An 18869-nucleotide genomic window follows, 5' to 3' on the forward strand; every position below is an offset into this window, starting at 1 on the left:
AACGATCCTTAAGCTTTTAGCGTTAAGTTGTCTGTTGCGGTCCGGCTACCAATCTCCCACAAGAGGGTTGCCGCTCTCTCTTGCCATGTATGATGATTAAGCTGTTCTTCCCGGGCACACTCACCCACTGTCTTTCGCTCCGCGCGATTATCGACTGTGCTCGCCATAAGAGATACCAGCGAATCGAGATCGTGAGGATTATACAGATAGGCTGTCTTGCCGTGTTCAAGGATTTCCGGTATTTGACCAACCTCAGCCGCTAGAACAGGCACACCGTATGACATGTATTCGAAAAGTTTGATGGGGGAGGTGATCTCAGCCGCGCTTCCGGGTCGGGAGGGGAGCACAAAAATGTCGCTGGCAGGGTTAAAGCGACCTTGCAGGTTATTCTCGTTAAACCTACCGTGGAGCCGGATGGCGTCATCTTTTTTGGCAAGGCTTTCGATAGTATCTGCAAGCTTGCCCCCGCCCCATAAATGTAGCTCTGTATCTGGTTTCGTCTCTTTAAGTCTCAGGAAAGCTGAAACTAGAAAATCAAAATCGTAATAATTATGAAACTGACCCAAATAGATGAAGCGGACAGGAGCGTTATCCACGTTGTCAGCGAGCATGTCCAACCGTGAGGCATCTGAAGCGTTGGGAACAACAACAGCAGGGACTGTCAATCCCCCTGCCAATAGATCACCTCGGAGATTCTCGGATACCGCATAAACAACATCAAAACGGTTGAGAAGACCAATCTCAATCTTGAGGATCAATGCTCTGATCAGCTGCGGCAGGGCAGCGTATTGATGGAAGGCGAGACTGTTCACCTCAAGGACCAGGGTGTGATTATCAAGCAAGCCCCGCGTCATCAAAAGCTGCAACAGTATGTTGCCGACAGCATATCTCGTGATAATCAATTTACCATCGCTGTTTTCAAGATGCTTTCTGAGGCGACGGTACAGTTTCAGTGGCCAGACGAGTCTTGAGATAATTCTCGCTTTCCGATTTGGTGCCCCGACCTCAACGATCTTGATCTCACGCTCCAGTCGAAGCTGAAACTGTGCCAGCCCCGGCCCCGATATCATTGTCACCCTCAGGTTGTTGCGCACCAGACCATTGCCGAGGCCGATGGCGTGCGTCACTCGCCCTCTACCGCCCTGACTGAAAAAATCAATCTTGGGTAATAGATAGACAGCTGATTTGAATCTATCCACCGTTGTGTCCATTTTAAGCACGCACTCGAGGCCCAGTATTCGAGAATCGATTTTCGGCCGACGCCTCATCCGCCTTTGCCGAAGTCATTGCCATGGCAAGCAACAGAAGGAAGCCACGATTGTTATTAAGATCACCAGAAAATTGCGCCGCAAAGAACATCACCAGCAGTGCAACCAGCCAAAGTGACGTCTGGATCGAAAAGCCCTGGTGCGGTCTCGAATTCAGGATCGTCCTCGCTGCCAGAAGAAGAAATGTGAAATATGAAATCAGACCAAACAGACCCAGTTCAGCCGTCACTTCCATGAACATATTGTGGGGATACCACTTGAAATCGCGCCAGATGAAAAGGGAACTGAATCCACCTGATCCTATGCCGAACAACATGTGTCGAATATCCGCAAGAAACGATGCTATGGACATCTGCCAGAACTCCAGCCGCATGGCGATTGTACTCATCCGTTTTACGCCGCCGGTAACCACGACAACGTCACCTTCAAGCACCTGAAGGTATCGCATCGTGAGGCTCTCAGGTAGTAACAGCAATAATACCAGAACTACCCCGAAAGCGAGAAGAGAATATAATAGTAGTTTCAATCTTCTTTGGGGTTCAAAAAAAACAGTGTACACCACTACACCCAGAAAGAGGCTCAGCAGCGGCCCCCGTGAACCGGTTGAGACGAGTCCTAAAAGAGTAATTAGAAGCAAGGGAATCCATGATAACTGAGATAGACCACCCTGGCGCAAAACAAGAACGATCAGCATGGAGGCAAGAATGGCCAGATTGCGGCTGATGGGAATCGGGTTGGCTCCCAAAACACTGACGCGGATGAGATATGTTTTAAGCCCCCCCTGTAGGAAAAGATAGAGAAGAGCACCAGCCAGTCCAAACGCCACAATCAGCAACAAAACCTTGTAGTAGTTCAACACTCTCACTGAATCACGGCACGTTTTCACCAGCACAATGGGGACCAGGAAAAGGGTCATACCGAAGACGCAGTAGCTGGCGATTTTTATCCAGCCGTAAAGTGGCGATGGTGTATAGAAACCTGAGAATGCAAGCAGGAGACAAAAAACGGAAAATGAGTACAGAACTTTACGGCTCCAATGCGGGACTTTCCACCTGCCTTCTATAACGGCTTTTGTAGCGCCCAGCCAGACAACGCCAGTCAACAGGAGTGTATAATCGACAAGCGCGAGAATGGGCACACTCTCCTCCAGAAACCCTTTGATGATTCCCGTGAGAGTCATGAGGATAAGGCTAAACTCAGGATGGGAAATGGCCCACCAGAGCAAGAAGATTGCCAGCGGGATTCCCAGAATCAGCAGCGGATGGATTGAGACGCCCAGATAAACTATGACGGCCTGCAGTAGTAACAGGCAAAGAATGGTGACCGGATGGAATGCGGTCGTGTTAGAGCGATCTAAGGCGTGATCTAATCTCACGCGTGCGGTATTCGATTATGGCGAAAGATGAGGACAGCATGAAGGCCATGAGTGTCGCGGCAATTACGATCAAACCCCTGCGCGGTTTTGTCTTGTTGAGAGCGATCTGCGGTTCATCGATGATTTGCAGCGAAGGGACATTCTTGCTCTCTTCCATGCGCGCCTGTTCATATTGAGGAAGGATGATCTGCATGATCTGGTTCTGGATTTCCACTTCCCGAAGCAGACGGGCATATCTCAGGCTGAGATCAGGAACATCTTCAAAGGCGAGTAGAACTGATTTTTCATCTGAACCGGACATCATGCTTTCCAGCCGACTATTCAGTTCTTTGAGAAGAATTTCAAGCTGTTTTGTCTTCGGATCATTGAAAGGTAACGTCGATTGAGCAACTTTAAATTGAACCTCAGTTTCCACTTTCTGGGCATAGAGCTGGGAATAGGCTTCGATCCCCGCTAGCACCTGGCCCGGGATCTCTACGGCGCCGTACCGCTTCTGGAATTGCCGCAACGACTCTTCATTACGCGCTAGATCATCTCTGTTCTGTTTTAGTCTTTCTTCAAGGAACTGTCGATTGAACTTCCCTTTCTGCGTAGCTAGGTAATGATTCATGATTTCGAGCTCTTGTAGCATGACGTTCACCATGTTGCGAGCTGTTTCAGGTTCCTTATCCAGCACACTGACTATCAGCGCACCCTCTTCAGTAGCTTCCAGTTCTACATTTTTTGTCCAGGCTTCCAGTGCAAATTCCACATCTTTTACATCGTATCTTTCCACCAGATCAAACCGTTGCACCATATGTTCATTCACTGTCCTGCTCTCGAGGATGGCGACATAGTTAGTGATATCCTCATTCAGAGCGCTCAGACCGAAATTACCCATGGGGAGGCCTGAAAGGGCTGAAAGGAAATCTGGCGTCTGACCCACGCCAGCTGAGATGATCACAGCCTGCGACTTGTACCATTTTGGGAGGAGAAACGCCACCGCTACGGAAACCAGAGCAAAGAATAACGTATTGAAGATAACCAGCTTTTTCCGTCGCCATAGGGCTTCGATGTTAGTTGCGAGTTTTTCGTCGCCAGGCGAACCGTCTCTGCTAATGCCGTTTACGCTGATCACCCCGTATCGCTTCAGGTCGGCCAGCCGATTCCGAAGCGTCTTCTCGGTCATCCCGTGAGCTTGAGCTACTTTTTCTCTCTCTGCTCTGTCCTGAATAATCTGCGGATACTTCCGAACAATGGCAAGTACGCGTTCTTCGTGCGGGGTCAGATCCTTCACTCTAAGAAACCTTTCTTACGGATCGAAATTCGAGAGTGTCCTGTGTAACGCATCACTTCACTACTGAGTAAGTCTGTCATAGGTCAGCAGCATGGCTGCAGTTGCCGAGATGATCTGAATCATACTCCCTTTACCGAAGAAGATATATTTAATATTTGACGGGATGTAAATCGTATCACCTGGCCTGACAAAGTCTGCAAAACCGAGATTCATCGGTTTATCAGAGCGGAATACCTCCACTTTTCTAACGGTTCCCGTTTCAAGGACGCCGCCAGCCATGCCGATATAGTCACGAACGGTGTAACCCGGGAAATAGCGGAAGGCGCCCGGGCGCTTCACGAATCCAGTTACCAGTATTGCACTTTCGTTGTAGGTAGTAAACTCCTCTGAACCGGGACGATAATCCTCGAGAAACGGCACCTCCACCCAGTCCCCCTCCCGTAAAGTTGGATTCTGCTCCAGATCGCCCGACAACAAGAACGTTTTCAGGGAAATGGGTTGAACTGAACTATCAGGCCGGATCACCTTTATAGACTCCTCATCAGCGTATTTGTGCAGGCCGCCTGCTTCTGTAATCACCTCCGTTACGCGATCTGCCGCCGTCACCAGTACAAAACCCGGATCCTGAACAGCACCCACTACTAGTACCCGCAAAGTGCGAACGTTCACCAGTGTCACGTCCACAATAGAGTTCCGGTAGGCATTCTTAATGACGAACTCCCGGATAGAATTGATTGCATCGCTCAAAGTAAGACCGGCGACCCTTACAATGCCTACCGTAGGAATCAGAAGATCTCCGGTAGGATTGACCCTCAGGGTAAAGAGGAGATTTTCAGCGGTTACAATGTTGACCCCCAGCACGTCACCGGGACCCAAAACGTACTCATCTGGATTGATAGGACGTTCCACCGGTGTGAACTCTCCCAACTTAAGCAGCGCTTCCTCTTCAATGCGTGGTTCTTCGAATTTGGTGTCCATCTCGCCGAATGGGCGAAAGAAGCCGGAAGTCTGTCCAGTTGCCGCGCCGTTGATGCAAACCGCCAATAGCAAAAATAGTATGAATCTCTTCCGCCGCTCCGTAAAGCACCGTTCAGTATCTGGTCGCTGCTTCATCTTGACCTCGCTTTCAAAATATCAGAAACCGTCATGTCAGTTCGAGGCCATAGTAACTTTTGTAGAATTCGAGGAACTCCCCCGACTTAAGTCTTTTCCACCACGCCTCGTTATTTTTATACCATACGACAGTTTCCTCAAGGGCTGCCTCAAAACTATGTTGCGGCTCCCACCCCATCGATTTGATCTTGTCGCAGTTGAGTGAGTATCTCTGGTCGTGACCCTTACGGTCATTAACGTACCGGATGAGGCTTGCAGGTTTATCCAGATGCTCCAGGATCAAACGGGTAATCTCAACATTTTGTCTTTCATTACCGCCACCGACGTTATAAGTCTCACCCGGCTCTCCCTTTTTCAGTAGAAAATCGATTGCGCTGCAGTGATCGATAACATAAATCCAATCGCGGACGTTATCGCCTTTACCGTAGAGTGGAAGCAGTTCATTTTCCAGTGCGTTGGTTACAAATAGCGGGATAAGTTTTTCCGGGTACTGGTAAGGACCGAAGTTGTTGCTGGCCCGCGTCACGATCACCGGGATCTTGTAGGTCACAAAATACGAGTAAGCCAATCGATCACCACCAGCCTTGCTGGCCGAGTAGGGACTACTGGGCATCAGAGAGTCTGTTTCCCTGAAACTACCGTCCTCGATGCTACCGTAGACTTCATCGGTACTGATCTGCAAGAACAGATCGATACCGTGGTCTTTTGCCGCTCCGAGCAGGACAAAGACGCCGAAGACGTCCGTCCGAATAAAATCGTCAGGTTTACCGATAGAGCGATCAACGTGACTCTCTGCTGCAAAATTGATCACCACGTCCGGCGAAAAATCGTTGAAGACACCTTCTATCAATGCACTATCGCAGATATCGCCGTGGACGAAGTGATACCTCGAGTTGTCTTCCAGATCCTTCAGATTCTCCGGGTTGCCAGCGTACGTCAGCTTATCAAGATTGACAATCCGCGATGATCTGTCAGATGCCATTAGATAGCGAATAAAATTACTGCCGATAAAGCCGCAGCCGCCTGTAATCAGGTAAGTCGTCACGAGACAGCCTCCCAATCGAAAGCGATAGATGCATCATCCGAGGCGATTCTTTCCTCGTCGGGATCCTGTGGATCATAACTTTCAGTTGTGTGATAGAACAACAAAACAGGCTCTCGGCTGACAACTTTGTAGCCGTGAGCGACACCCTCGGGAATCAGAATCAGCTTATAGTCATCGACGCCAGCCGTTAAAGTCTGTGTCACGCCGTGCGTTGGAGAGTCGCGGCGCAGATCGTACAACACTATGACAGCCTTCCCCGAAGCTACAAACCAGAGATCGTCTTGCTTCTTATGCCAGTGGAACGCCTTGATCGTGTCAGTATACGCCACGGTGAAAGTGGTCTGCCCGAACCTTCGCAACAGTCCGTCATCATCGCGCAAGACTTCCATCAAAAACCCTTCTTTCGCAACTCCATCATCTGTATCAGGGATATCCTGATGAAGAGTCATCTGCTTCACTCTTACGCCTTCAATATTCACCTTACACTTGATCTCCCTATGTTATCGAATCTAAAACCTATTCGATTCAACTCTTTTGGGCTGAGTAGGTTTCTTGCATCGAGCAGAACCTTTTCGTTCATTTGCTTGCCGACTCTCTCCAGATCCATCCCCCTGAATTCGTGCCACTCGGTCATCACGACAGCTGCATCCGCACCCGCTACCGTATCTTCCATTGATGAACAGTAGTTCACATCAGGAAACAGTTTTGCCATATTTTTACTTGCTTCCGGATCATACGCCTTCACCGCGCACCCTTTTCCACTCAGAAAAGCCAGCAGAGGAATGGCAGGTGACTGCCTAACATCATCCGTATTCGCCTTGAATGCCAGACCGAGGACAGCAACTGTTTTACAGTCAAAATTGTTGTTCATCAACCGTTCAAGTTTTTCAATCACCTTGCCCTGCTGCAACTCATTGGCTTTTATAGCAGCCGCGACTACCTGAAGATTGACCCCTTTATCTTTTGCCTGGTGAACCAAAGCCTGTGTATCCTTTGGAAAACACGATCCGCCAAAACCGGGACCCGGGTGCAAAAATTTTGGGCTGATACGCCCGTCCAGTGCCATGGCCCGCGTCACGGTATGAATGTCAGCATCATTCTCATCACATAAATTGGCCAACTCATTGACGTACGATATCTTCACCGCCAAGAACGCGTTTGCGGCATATTTGATTGTCTCAGCGGTCTTAATATCGGTGATAACCATGGGAGTCTCGTTGATGAAAAGAGGCCGGTATACATCTTTTATCAGCGTTAAAGCTCTTTCGGAATCCGTACCGATTACAACCCTGTTGGGTATCATAAAATCTCTTATCGCTGCCCCCTCCCTTAAAAATTCCGGATTGGATATAATATCAAATTCAGCATCCTTCTTTGCACTCTTACTGATAATACTACGAATCAACTCTCCTGTACCAATAGGTACAGTACTCTTTGTAGAGACAACTTTATAACCTGTCAGATTTTCGCCGATAACACCACTAGCATTTTCAACAGCCGACAGATCTGCTTCACCATCATCCCCCATGGGCGTCCAGACAGCGATGAATATAACATCTGACCGCTTCACACATTCTCCGATGTCCGTAGAAAACGAGAGCCGTCCCGCCTGTACGTTCCTGGCCACCAATTCGTTAAGCCCGGGCTCATAAAAAGGAATAATTCCCTCCTTAAGCTGACCGACTTTCTCCTTGTTTATATCGACACATACTACTTCATTGCCAAAATCCGCTAGGCCGGCTCCACTCACCAGCCCGACATAGCCCGTGCCGATTATAGTTATCTTCTTCATCCTTTTCGCTCACTGAACGGTAATAAAACTACCACTCTTGAAACCTAAATGTCAACTGTTTGAAAAATGATTCATTGAAGGCCGATCAGGCGCCGAACAACCCATTCTCCTGCCAGCAGAATAAATCCGATTAGCATCAATGGCCACAAGTGTGACAATTGAATCTTTTCCTTGGAGGAGAAGACCTGTTTCTCAAAGGAGACAAGATCGCCGATTCGCTCCCGACTGTCCCATTGGAGAAAAGTACCGCCTGTCTTGTCAGACAGGTCCTGCAATAGTGATTTGTTGAGGAATACCTTGTTCAATTCTATCTGGCTCTCCTCAATAGTAAAGTTTCCTACCTGAAGCGGCAAATCCGGCAACGACGGTTCAACGATCTCATACGAATATTTCCCCCCTCTACCAGCAAAGAAACTTGTTTTCCACAGTGCCGATGCGCGATCATAAGCGAGGGGATACGACCTGCTTTCTCCTGCAGCGTTGAAAATGCGAAGCTGCAAACTATTTGCTCTTTCCCGTGCACGGTGTTCCGTCAGATGCGATCCTTCAACAACGATCTGCTCACCTTGTTGAAACTTGTTCTTATTGAACCTGAAATAAGCCGTCTGATCACCGGTGATTCTCACCAGCCAGCCGAATATCCTCTGCCAGAAGTCAACTACACTTTCAGATATTCCCGTGTTGATACTCCGGAAATAGAGTTCCCAGAGGTCAGGCGAGGTAAATGAGGCTCTTCTCCGTGTTTTACCTTTCACTCCGCTTATCTCTCCGGCTAATACAAGCGGAATCTGTGTCTGTCCTTCAAGGAAAGCCAGAACATCTACGCCGGGCACGCCCGGTTCCACGAACAGCAATGGAGTGACAGGGGGGAGCATCGAATCACTGTTGTCAGCAGGCGATTGCTCTGCCAAGAATCTCAAATTTGCGCTGACCGATGTTGCTGGACGGAATTGCATGGAATACCTCTTTCCGGCTCTAAAGTTAGAGGCGACAACCTGCAGACCTAGAGCATCAAAAAGTAGTCTGGCTCGCTTTTTCATGACGTTGGGTCCTGCAACAAACAGTAAGGAAGCTTTTTCTCTTTCTACTTTCTTTTTCAGATCGTCGATCCATTTCTCGCTGATCAATCCGGTAGGGAAATTATCGAGAACGATAAGATCATAGTTCGTTCTCCAGAAGGATGCGATGGATGGCTCCCACCGCTTCTGGAGTCGAACATAGTGACTAACTGCAAGCTTTGGTTCCCTCTTCATCACCCGTTTGAGGAATCCTGTATTGGCGGAAGGCGCACCCGATATCAAGGCGATGCTGAACCTGTCTTTAAGCGTCGTAATGCTGAATGATGATCTGTTGTTTGCGATATTGACTTCATCCTTGACAGAGGTTGCCTGGATAGAATAAGGGAAAGTACCCACCTTGGTCAATTCGAATTGAAACCGCACCGTCAGCAGTGAGCCGTCGCCTTCCAGGTTAATAACCTTAGTACCTAAAAGTTCTTTTTCTCTCGCTAAGGTGACATGAATCCGCTCACCTTTTGTACCGATAGATACAACATTAATTTCAGCCTTCACCATATCATTTTGAATACCGACCGCGGGCACGTTAACCTTCTCGATACGAACATCTACCAGTGGCTTCAGTTCACCTATACCTATTGTGTGAACCGGAATAGCAATATCTGCACCGATATGCCTTGGATCATTGCCAGCGGTATACTGGCCATCTGTCACCAGAATAATACTTTGCAGAAAAGCGTCGGAAGGCGTCGGCCCGGCTTTTTCCAGCAAGTCGTCCATTTTGGTCGTCGGCTCCGAAAAACCGAAACTGAGATCATTTTGCTCAATCTGTTCAACTTCTGAACCAAAAGTAAACAGTTGCACCAGGCCATCTGAATTGCTCCTGTCGGCAGCATCTTTCAGGGATGCAGCTATCTCCTGATAGCCGCCGAGAAGCGATCGGGCCGAAACCGCACGGTGATAGGAAGCGCTGACTGAATTATCGAAGAACACCCTCACAAGCGGCTTTCTTATTAACGTAGCAGTACGTGAGATTTCAAGTTCTGCCAAGACAAAAATAAGAACCAGAAATGTGATGCTGCGGAGAATAAAAGGTATACTGTGCTTGTTTTCTCCTTTTGCAAAACGAACCTTATATGCGTATAAAGCGAGGATTACCAGTGCGACGGCTAAAACGATCAGCAACCAGATTATCATACTAAAACTTCGCAGGAAATACGAACCGCCTACTGGCTGGCCAGTCTCAAGTTCGGAATCACAGCAAGATCACGCGACCGTTCAGATGAAGATTTAAGATACAGTTCACCAACGAACGCAACCATGGCAGCGTTATCAGTACAGAGGTTTGAATCTGGGTATAGAACGGTACAGTCATCAAGGATTGTCTCAGCCTTTTCTCTCATCTTCTGATTAGCCGCTACGCCTCCACCTATGACAGCAGTTCTGATACCGGTCTGATCAGCAGCCAATCGTAGCTTATTCAGCAGAATACCGATAATGGCCGCTTGATAGCTGGCTGCAATATCAGCCTGATTTTGACGGATCAGATCATCCCCATTTTTCTTAACATAGTTGAGGAGTGCTGTCTTTAAGCCACTGAAGCTGAATTCGATGTTATCTGATTTCAGGAATGCCTGCGGGAACATCACAGCGTCTTCATTGCCACCTTCTGCTGCCTTTTCGATAGCCGGTCCCCCGGGATAATCGAGACCGAGGATACGTGCTCCTTTGTCAAAAGCTTCACCGGCTGCGTCATCTCTCGTCTCTCCCAAAAGCTCATAAGTACCGAATCCGTTTACTCTCCATATCTGAGTATGTCCACCCGAAATAAGTAGCGAGAGGAACGGATAGTTCAACTCAGGATAGGCGATAAAGTTCGCAAAAATGTGCGCCTCCATATGATTCATCCCGAGGCAAGGTATTCCCAGCCCTTGGGAAAGACCGGATGCAAAACTTACACCTGTCAAGAGAGCGCCCATCAATCCGGGTCCCCGCGTCACGGCGATTGCATCAAGGTGCTCCTTGGCGACTGCGGCACGAGCCAACGCCTCCTCCACAATAAGGGCAACCTGCTTTTCATGCTCCCGCGATGCAATTTCGGGAACAACACCTCCATATTGTCTGTGGATTTCCTGGGAAGCGATTACTGAAGACAGTATGGAACCGTCACGGCAGACAGCCGCGGCTGTCTCGTCACAGGAAGTTTCGATCCCCAGAATGATCATTCCGGGATTCTACGTACCGTCAGCTCTATTGTCTTAGGTGAAAGATCGCGCCACTCGATAACGTCTTCGGGCACCCCTATATCTGGTTCCCGAAACGGTTGATCAATACGACGCTTCTCATAATCGATGTAGACTTCAATATCGGTCGGTTCAAGTTCCGCAATGAAATGGACTCCACCTGTAACTGTGAGCGATACCGTGGATGGATTGGGAAAGGCAAGGATATTCTGCGGCACATTCAAAACTGTAATCGGAACTTCTGTAATGATTCGCTCACCGATGCTCTGGATATCAGCGAAGAGGTTGATCTGCGGATGTGAAGCTTCCACTGTTCTCGGAAAGTTGAACTCCAAGGGAATTGCAGTTTGAAGAGATGACTGAAGAGACAGAAAAGAGTCAGCAACTGTCTCTACTTGATACACGAACCTGACAATCTCCTTAGGTCCCTTAAGTTCGATTGTGGAAGGATAAAGCTGTGTCGGTCCTACCTGTACGAACCCGGCTTCAGGCTGAATGAAGACCATAGAAATGACAAGGGCCGGTTTAATCATATAGTCATCCAGGGAAATATGGATCGAATCGGGACGCACTACTTCGATAAAATCGAGTTCGAATCCGGCGGGAATAACAACCTTCTGGCTGTATCTGTTAAAATAGTCATTCAAGTAAAAATCGTAATCGGTGCTGATTTTTTCAAGATCAAGAACAAGTTTAAATTCGGACACCGATTTTAACAGCAGCGTTTTCAGAAACGCCCTGCCCGTCGCACGAAATCTTACATCTGCGGTGGGTTCAACTTCACCGCGCAAGGTTTTGCCTTCCTTGATATTTCGTACCTCAATGGGCACCTCCACCACATACACATAACTCCTTTCCGAAATGACAAAGAACCACAGGATGACGGCAAAAAAAAGGGCCCCGCTCCAGATGGTCAGGTGCCCCGATTTGATGTTGTTCTTCAGCGCTTCCAAGTTAATAGGTCTCTCTCCAAGAAGTCCACGCTACCGGAAAGAAGTTGAGAGATTATTTCTTCTCTTTGTCTTGATCCTCAGCTGTCTCCTCGCTCTCTTCTCCCTCCGATTCAGCTCCTGATTCCTCGTGTTGTTCGATCTCCTCAGTCTCCTTTGACTGGGCCTCCTCTGTCTGATGCGCGGGTAAATCTGACCCGGCATCTTCCGTCTCAACTTCTATTTTATCATCCTTCGGCTTCTTCTTGCTGGGTATTTCAACCGCCTTCAGAATTACCTTTTTCTCATCAGGCTTTACTTCCACAACTTCACTGGTCACTTCCATCCCCGCGAGGAACCTGTCCAAGATCTCGCCCCTCTCCTTATGTGGAAAAGTTTTAGACGGAATGATACCTTCCACATCCATTTCCAATTCAATGATAATACCCTTTTCGAGAGAGCGAATCACTTTACCGGAAGTCGACGAACCAACCTTAAAATGATCAACGATAGACGGCCACGGATCTTCCAGTGCCTGTCTCAGTCCGAGAGCTATTCTTCGACTTGTCCGTGAAACCTCCAACACCTTCACCTCGATCTCCTGATCCTTCTGAAGTACCTCCCTTGGATGACGAATGATCTTTGTCCAGGACAGATCAGATACGTGAACCAGACCGTCAACACCTTCCTCCAGTTCGACAAATGCTCCAAACTGGGTGAGATTCCTCACTATCCCCTGCTGGAGCGATCCAACTGCATACTTCTCTTCGACGCCTTCCCACGGATCAGGTTGAAGCTGTTTAAACCCGAGTGCGATCTTCTTATCTTCCTGATTCAGTTCCAGAACGACAGCTTCCACCTCGTCACCCAACTGCACAACGTCAGACGGGTGATGAACATTTCGGGTCCAGGACATTTCAGACACATGAACAAGGCCTTCTACGCCAGTCTCCAACTCAACAAAGGCACCATAGTTGGTGAGACTTACAACCTTGCCTTCGATCTTCGTGCCGACGGGATACCGTTCAGGAACATTCTCCCAGGGATGGGGCATAAGTTGCTTAAGTCCTAGCGAGATTCTCTGTTTATCTTTATCTACACCGATAATCTTTACCGTTAGTGTTTCACCTACTTCAATCATATCAGAAGGGTGTTTCACCCGGCCCCAGGAAAGATCAGTGATATGCAACAGACCGTCTACACGGCCTAAGTCCACAAAAACACCGAAATCGGTGATATTCTTTACATTGCCCTCCTTGATATCGCCTACCTTTATCTCCTCGAAAAATGACATTCTCTGTTCCTGGAGAGAATCCTCCAGAAGCGCCTTCCTGGAGAGGACTACGTTCTTTCTGAGCTGATTGACTTTCACCACTTTGAATTCCATCTCCTTGCCTAGGTACTGATCAAAATCCTGCACCGGCCTAACATCAATCTGAGAACCAGGCAGAAACGCCTGAATGCCGTCCACATCCACAATCATACCCCCTTTGATGCGGCGGGAGATCGTACCCATTACCGTTTCATCTTTGTCATGAATTTCGATCAGTTTCAGCCACCCTTTCATCCAGTCGGCTTTCTCTTTGGATAGAATAGTCTGCCCGTTTTCATCTTCCATCCTCTCGAGGTAAACCTCGAGAACCTGGCCCATACTCGGTGCCTCTCTATCGGTGAATTCGCTGCGGCGGATGAGACCTTCTGATTTAAATCCTATGTCCATGATGATCTCTTTTTCATTCTGCCCGATTACACGTCCCTCTACGATTTGATTCTGAGCAATATCAGAGATAGTCTCATTATACTGCAGAAGTACCTCAGGAGCGACAATATCATTAATATCTTCAGATGCAGAAAGATCATCCTGTGTAACTTGCCGGATATCACTAAACAACGATTTATTAAGATAATCTTTCACTTCTTCCGTGGATATCCCTTCCCCATCGGATTCAAAGTTGATGCTACTTTCTGTACTGTCAGTAGTCTCTTTCTCCACAAGCTCATTATCCTGTTCTTCAACCATTTCTTGCCTGGCCGTTTCTTCTTCAGTCATCTATTGTTTGATAACCTCCTTTTCAATTTGATTCTCTCTTCACACTACCGACAATTGTATCGATCTGTTCCTGAATCGTCAGTGTTGTTGTATCAATCTCAATGGCATCCTCAGCCTTTGTAAGGGGAGAATGCTCCCGCCGCGAATCCTTCAAGTCGCGCTTTTTCAAATCTTCAATTATTTCCCGGATTGTACGGTGTATACCTAACTGTTCCAGGTCCTGCTGTCTCCGTGCTGCCCTTGTCTCGTAATCAGCCGTAATAAAAAACTTGAATTTCGCACCAGGAAAGACCACTGTTCCTATGTCTCTCCCTTCGACAACTGAATCCTGACTACTACCAATCTGCCGCTGGATTTCCACCATCTTTTCCCGCACAACCGGCAGTGCACTGACCGCACTGACATTGCGGGTTACTTCGAGTCCTCTTATCTGTTCAGACACGTCTCTGGCATTCAAAAGAATTCGCGTTGACGAATCCTCCAAATCAAAGGAGAGGGATATCTCACGCAGGAGACTTTCTATGCCGACCATATCAGAAGAGTCCAGACCCGCTTCCAGCACCGCCAGTGTCACCGCCCGGTACATGGCGCCTGTATCGAGATAAATAAACCCGAGTTTTTTGGCCACACCCTGTGCTGTGGTACTTTTACCGGAGGCTGCCGGTCCGTCGATCGCTATGACCATACCTTCAAGGCCAGATAACCCCTCGTTCCCGGAGTATATTGTCCATACCTTTCAAAAAGCCAAGAAATTTATGCAACCCCCTGAGAAGAGCCAAACATAATTACACTCCTCAAAATCAGTCATTATAAGCTCTAGACATCAATTTACTAATCTCCTTCTGCCGTAGAAAGCGCCATTGACCAGGATCAAGAGCGCCAGTACCAATCCCCGCAAAACTGACGCGACGCAGAGCTTTAAGATGGCGCTCCAGAGCAGTGAAGATTCTTCTGATCTCACGTTTTTTCCCGTGTGTTAAAGTCAACCGGACAACTGTCAATCCGGGTTCGTCATTCTCTCCCTCGCACGCCTTCTGAGAAATCACGCGGGCAACACCCGTTTCTCCTTCCCCGATATCGACCCCCTTTTCTATGCGATGGACCTCAGCGGAACTCAACCATCCGGCAATTATGGCTTCGTACACCTTCTCAACCTGAAAACTGGGATGAGTAAGCCTGTAGGCAAGATCACCGTCGTTCGTCAGCAGTAAAACTCCCGTAGTATCTTTATCCAATCGACCAACCGAAAAGAGCCTCGTATTGTGATTCCCAATCAAATCCATTACCGTTCGCCGGTTGCGGTTATCCTCCACCGATGTGATCGTATCTTCAGGTTTATTCAAGACTATGACCACCTTTTCCTCTGCCGGCACCACAGCCTTTCCATCGAGACAGACAATATCGTGTTTCTCAACAAGGGAAAAAGGGTTGGCCACCGGCTGGTCATTAACTGTCACGCGACCTGACTGTATGATGGATTCACACTTGCGGCGGGATGCGATTCCGGATGCGGCAAGGTACCTATTCAGCCGCATCATCCGCCTCGGCGGCGGGATCCTCAGACATTAATTCTGAAAGTTCACGAAGCTTGGGAAGATCGGACAATTTGTCGAGACCGAAGGCAATCATGAATGCATCAGTTACTCTATAGAGCAGCGGGCGGCCAGGACCCTTGCCGCGCCCACAAATCTTTACCAGCTGTTTTTCCATCAGTGTCCGCAGGACGCCGGCGCTGTTGACGCCTCTGATGCTTTCAATTTCGGCTCGGCTGGCTGGACCCTTATAGGCCACTACCGCCATTGTCTCTAAGGCTGCCCGTGAAAGGGGCACCTTGCCTGCACGGGTGTAGAGCCGCCTGATCCACGGCTCATATTCGGCTCGGCTTACAAGACGATAACCTCCGGCCACTTTTTGAATGGTAAATGACCTTGCTCCGTTGTCGTACTCTGCGCGCAACCTAGGCACGATCTCCTCCAGCGTAGGGGACGTTCCTTCGTCAAAGCAGACATCTACTTTCGATTGAGTCAGGACTTCTGAGGAAGAAAAAAGCAACGCTTCAATGATTCTTGTCTCTTCTTCTTTGACCTGGTTTTTACCCATTATGCTCTTGCTACCGCCGGATCGTGCCCTGAAACCTCTTCTTCTGACAAAATTCTCTCTATCATGAAATCAGAGAAGATCTTTTTCTGCGCCACGCGGATTTTGCCGTCGCGGACGAGCTCTAGGACAGCAATGAATGTGGCGATTAAATCACGCCGTGACTCTAAAGCTGGAAATAGCTCAGAAAACGTATACTGACTCTGCTCAGCAAACCTGGCCATCAAAAAGGCAATCTTTTCCCTGACCGAGACCGCTTCTTTCTCCAAATCGTACGAGAGGGTCGGCGGCATTTGCTCGAGAAGTTCCTTGAACACCTGAACTACTTCGAAAACCGATATATCCTCTAGATAGATAGCTGGATCCCCCTCTATCTGGTTATATTCAGACATCTCTGGACGACCTAATTTCTGGCTCTGTTGATCGCGCATTTCACGCAAGTTATCAGATGCTTCCTTAAATCTCTTATACTCCAGGAGTCGCTGAACCAGTTCGGTGCGCGGATCCTCCAGCTCTTCGCCGTCATCATCAGAAACAACGGGGAGCAACATCCTCACCTTGATCCGCATTAGAGTAGCCGCCATCACCAGAAACTCACCGGCAATGCCCACATTAAGAGTCTGAGCCGCCTGGATAAAGGTAAGATATTCTTCAGTGATCTGTGCGATGGGTATGTCCATAATATCGATTTCATGGCGTCTGATAAAAAAGAGGAGAAGATCAAGGGGACCTGTAAAGTTATCGAGACGTATCTGATAGTCAATCATTCGTCGTAACTCAGCCCCACGTTCTTTTTCGCCAACACAAGAAAAGAAGACGCTTCAGCACGGGCCTTTTCCGCCCCCTCTTTGAGTATCTTCACAACTAAATCCCTATCGCTGAACTGAGAGGTGCGCCTTTCTCGGAACAGCCGGAAATAGTCCCAGACTTTATCGATGAGTTCCCGCTTTACTTCGGAATATTTAAGACCCGGCTCCATAAATCTTTGTGCCAACTCTTTCTTGCCGGCTTTATCCAGGAAAAGGGCGTAAATGTGATAGAGTGTACTCGTTTTGGGATCTTTCGGCTCATGAGGCGGCGTATCGTCCGTAACGATGGACATGATCTGCCGTGTCAGGTCCTCTTTATCACAGAAAATCTCAATTGTGTTGTCGTACGATTTTGACATCTTCTGACCATCTATACCCGGGATTAGTCCAATATCCTCTTCTATAAGCGCCTCCGGGATGATGAATGTTTCGCCATAGGTTGCATTAAAGCGCACGGCAATATCACGGGTCATCTCCAGATGCTGTTTCTGATCCTTGCCCACCGGCACCACTTCACCGCCAAAAAGAAGTATATCCGCCGCCATGAGGACGGGATAACTGAACAGGCCGTGATGAGGTGTTATCCCCTTCGAAACTTTATCTTTGTATGAATGAGCACGCTCGAGGAGCCCCATACTGGTTACATTGCTGAGGAGCCAAGTGGTCTCTAACACTTCCGGTATATCCGATTGGACCCAGAAAACGGCTTTCTCAGGATCAAGACCCAGTGCAAGGTAGTCAGCTGCCGCTTCAATCGTATTCCGTTTAAGGGTCCGTGCATCCGAAACAGTTGTCAAGGCGTGATAGTTCACCAGAAACGTAAAGAGTTCGTTTGATTCCTGATACGAGATCATTCGTTTCATCATACCGAAGTAATTGCCTATGTGGAGATTTCCTGAGGGTTGGATACCACTCAGGATCCGCTTACGCTTCATGCGAGTGCCTTGCTCGAAAAACGAGATTCCATATATAGATAGGGCCGCCACGCTTCCTGTTCCTTCTTCACGAATTGGCGGATATAGTGGATGCGCGTCGCTTTCCGAGGATGACGTAACAGCGGCATGCCGGCTTGTTCCGGAGTTCGATTTCCCTTCTTGCGGTTACAGACGTGACAGCAACAGACGAGATTTTCCCAACTGTCAGAACCGCCCCGCTCTTTAGGAATCACATGATCGAGAGTCATGGGAACGCTACGCCTGCCGCAGTATTGACACTTGTGTTGATCACGTTTGAGAATGTTCTTGCGCGACAAAACTATATCGTTACCCTTAATCTTTATGAAACGATCAAGTTTGATAACGCTCGGCAGGGGGAGTACAATGGAAGGGGAATGTATGAAATCACGGTAGTTTTCGATCACTTCAACTTTGTCTAGATAGATCAGGCAGATAGCTCGCTTGGCTGTGCATACCAGTAACGGCTGATAGTTCTGGTTTAAGACCAGTACTTCGCGATTCAAAATACCGTTGCCGTGTCGTTTCAGACTTTTCACTGCTTTTGTCCGTTAGGTTCTGTTTTCATATCTTCTCTTAACCGCGCACGAATCAGTTGTTGAAACCGGACAAATTTATTTTGACCTCTCCAGCAAGTCAAGGCAAAACACTTGACATGTCCGTCGGATGAACAGTAAGTTCTAAAACGTTATTTGGCAAAACAGCTTTGACAGGGAAACCCGTGAAAATCGGGTACAGCCCCGCTACTGTAATCGCCAGGATCTTCCATTTCTCCAGATGTTGTAGGAGAAAGCCATTGCCCCGCTCGCGGCGCGAATACCGGGATGGGCGAGAAGGCGGAATCAATCCGACGAAGTGTAAGTCAGGAAACCTGTAAGGCTGTGTTTCTCATAAACACTCTCG

General features: G+C 48.3%; 17 protein-coding genes and 1 riboswitch. All 17 genes read right to left on the reverse strand.

The window, feature by feature from the left end; genetic code table 11:
* Positions 1–8 precede the first annotated feature (8 nt).
* The 17 genes from QF669_02910 to QF669_02990 all read right to left on the reverse strand — a co-directional run bounded on the left by QF669_02910 (position 9) and on the right by QF669_02990 (position 18505).
* Positions 9–1199, reverse strand: a complete 1191-nt coding sequence (locus tag QF669_02910; GenBank protein ID MDP6456395.1) for a glycosyltransferase family 4 protein — start codon at positions 1197–1199, stop codon at positions 9–11.
* A 13-nt stretch (positions 1200–1212) separates the two neighbouring features.
* On the reverse strand, positions 1213–2643 hold the full coding sequence (locus QF669_02915) for an O-antigen ligase family protein (GenBank protein MDP6456396.1): 1431 nt from the start codon (positions 2641–2643) through the stop codon (positions 1213–1215).
* A complete protein-coding gene (locus tag QF669_02920) occupies positions 2612–3919 on the reverse strand; it encodes a Wzz/FepE/Etk N-terminal domain-containing protein (GenBank protein ID MDP6456397.1) in 1308 nt (435 codons plus the stop codon). Before QF669_02920 ends, QF669_02915 begins: the two co-directional genes overlap by 32 nt.
* A 60-nt stretch (positions 3920–3979) precedes the next feature.
* Positions 3980–5032, reverse strand: coding sequence for a polysaccharide biosynthesis/export family protein (locus QF669_02925; GenBank protein ID MDP6456398.1), 1053 nt, complete (start codon positions 5030–5032; stop codon positions 3980–3982).
* 31 nt (positions 5033–5063) lie between these two features.
* Positions 5064–6077 carry a dTDP-glucose 4,6-dehydratase gene (gene rfbB / locus QF669_02930; GenBank protein ID MDP6456399.1) on the reverse strand — a complete coding sequence of 338 codons (1014 nt, stop codon included), beginning with the start codon at positions 6075–6077 and terminating at the stop codon, positions 5064–5066.
* Positions 6074–6556: a dTDP-4-dehydrorhamnose 3,5-epimerase family protein gene (locus QF669_02935; protein MDP6456400.1), complete on the reverse strand. Its 483-nt coding sequence runs from the start codon at positions 6554–6556 to the stop codon at positions 6074–6076. Before QF669_02935 ends, rfbB begins: the two co-directional genes overlap by 4 nt.
* Entirely contained in the window at positions 6553–7869 is a 1317-nt protein-coding gene (locus QF669_02940; GenBank protein MDP6456401.1) for a UDP-glucose/GDP-mannose dehydrogenase family protein, read from the reverse strand. The genes QF669_02935 and QF669_02940 overlap by 4 nt, the downstream gene beginning before the upstream one ends.
* Positions 7870–7940: 71 nt before the next feature.
* Entirely contained in the window at positions 7941–10070 is a 2130-nt protein-coding gene (locus QF669_02945; GenBank protein ID MDP6456402.1) for a hypothetical protein, read from the reverse strand.
* A gap of 41 nt (positions 10071–10111) precedes the next feature.
* Entirely contained in the window at positions 10112–11110 is a 999-nt protein-coding gene (tsaD, locus tag QF669_02950; GenBank protein MDP6456403.1) for a tRNA (adenosine(37)-N6)-threonylcarbamoyltransferase complex transferase subunit TsaD, read from the reverse strand.
* Positions 11107–12081: a hypothetical protein gene (locus QF669_02955; protein MDP6456404.1), complete on the reverse strand. Its 975-nt coding sequence runs from the start codon at positions 12079–12081 to the stop codon at positions 11107–11109. The genes tsaD and QF669_02955 overlap by 4 nt, the downstream gene beginning before the upstream one ends.
* A gap of 52 nt (positions 12082–12133) precedes the next feature.
* Positions 12134–14107: a 30S ribosomal protein S1 gene (locus tag QF669_02960; protein MDP6456405.1), complete on the reverse strand. Its 1974-nt coding sequence runs from the start codon at positions 14105–14107 to the stop codon at positions 12134–12136.
* Between the two features lie 22 nt (positions 14108–14129).
* On the reverse strand, positions 14130–14792 hold the full coding sequence (cmk, locus tag QF669_02965; protein ID MDP6456406.1) for a (d)CMP kinase: 663 nt from the start codon (positions 14790–14792) through the stop codon (positions 14130–14132).
* Between the two features lie 115 nt (positions 14793–14907).
* Positions 14908–15645 (reverse strand): pseudouridine synthase, encoded by a 738-nt coding sequence (locus QF669_02970; protein ID MDP6456407.1) that lies wholly within the window; start codon positions 15643–15645, stop codon positions 14908–14910.
* On the reverse strand, positions 15629–16207 hold the full coding sequence (gene scpB / locus QF669_02975; protein ID MDP6456408.1) for an SMC-Scp complex subunit ScpB: 579 nt from the start codon (positions 16205–16207) through the stop codon (positions 15629–15631). The genes QF669_02970 and scpB overlap by 17 nt, the downstream gene beginning before the upstream one ends.
* Positions 16207–16971: a segregation/condensation protein A gene (locus tag QF669_02980; GenBank protein ID MDP6456409.1), complete on the reverse strand. Its 765-nt coding sequence runs from the start codon at positions 16969–16971 to the stop codon at positions 16207–16209. Before QF669_02980 ends, scpB begins: the two co-directional genes overlap by 1 nt.
* Positions 16968–17948, reverse strand: a complete 981-nt coding sequence (trpS, locus tag QF669_02985; GenBank protein MDP6456410.1) for a tryptophan--tRNA ligase — start codon at positions 17946–17948, stop codon at positions 16968–16970. Before trpS ends, QF669_02980 begins: the two co-directional genes overlap by 4 nt.
* Positions 17945–18505 (reverse strand): HNH endonuclease, encoded by a 561-nt coding sequence (locus QF669_02990; protein ID MDP6456411.1) that lies wholly within the window; start codon positions 18503–18505, stop codon positions 17945–17947. Before QF669_02990 ends, trpS begins: the two co-directional genes overlap by 4 nt.
* Before the next feature lie 132 nt (positions 18506–18637).
* Positions 18638–18860, forward strand: a riboswitch (cobalamin riboswitch).
* Positions 18861–18869: the final 9 nt, after the last annotated feature.

The sequence above is a fragment of the Candidatus Neomarinimicrobiota bacterium genome, assembly GCA_030743815.1.
In the GTDB taxonomy this organism is placed as follows: Bacteria; Fidelibacterota; Marinisomatia; order Marinisomatales; family S15-B10; genus UBA2146.

What these genes read in the sequence shown, in the direction of transcription:
- QF669_02925 (MDP6456398.1), bottom strand. Translation starts at nt 5,032, where the DNA reads ATGAAGCAGCGACCAGATACTGAACGGTGCTTTACGGAGCGGCGGAAG.
- QF669_02940 (MDP6456401.1), bottom strand. Translation starts at nt 7,869, where the DNA reads ATGAAGAAGATAACTATAATCGGCACGGGCTATGTCGGGCTGGTGAGT.
- tsaD (MDP6456403.1), bottom strand. Translation starts at nt 11,110, where the DNA reads ATGATCATTCTGGGGATCGAAACTTCCTGTGACGAGACAGCCGCGGCT.
- QF669_02960 (MDP6456405.1), bottom strand. Translation starts at nt 14,107, where the DNA reads ATGACTGAAGAAGAAACGGCCAGGCAAGAAATGGTTGAAGAACAGGAT.
- cmk (MDP6456406.1), bottom strand. Translation starts at nt 14,792, where the DNA reads ATGGTCATAGCGATCGACGGACCGGCAGCCTCCGGTAAAAGTACCACA.
- QF669_02970 (MDP6456407.1), bottom strand. Translation starts at nt 15,645, where the DNA reads ATGATGCGGCTGAATAGGTACCTTGCCGCATCCGGAATCGCATCCCGC.
- scpB (MDP6456408.1), bottom strand. Translation starts at nt 16,207, where the DNA reads ATGGGTAAAAACCAGGTCAAAGAAGAAGAGACAAGAATCATTGAAGCG.
- QF669_02980 (MDP6456409.1), bottom strand. Translation starts at nt 16,971, where the DNA reads ATGATTGACTATCAGATACGTCTCGATAACTTTACAGGTCCCCTTGAT.
- trpS (MDP6456410.1), bottom strand. Translation starts at nt 17,948, where the DNA reads ATGAAGCGTAAGCGGATCCTGAGTGGTATCCAACCCTCAGGAAATCTC.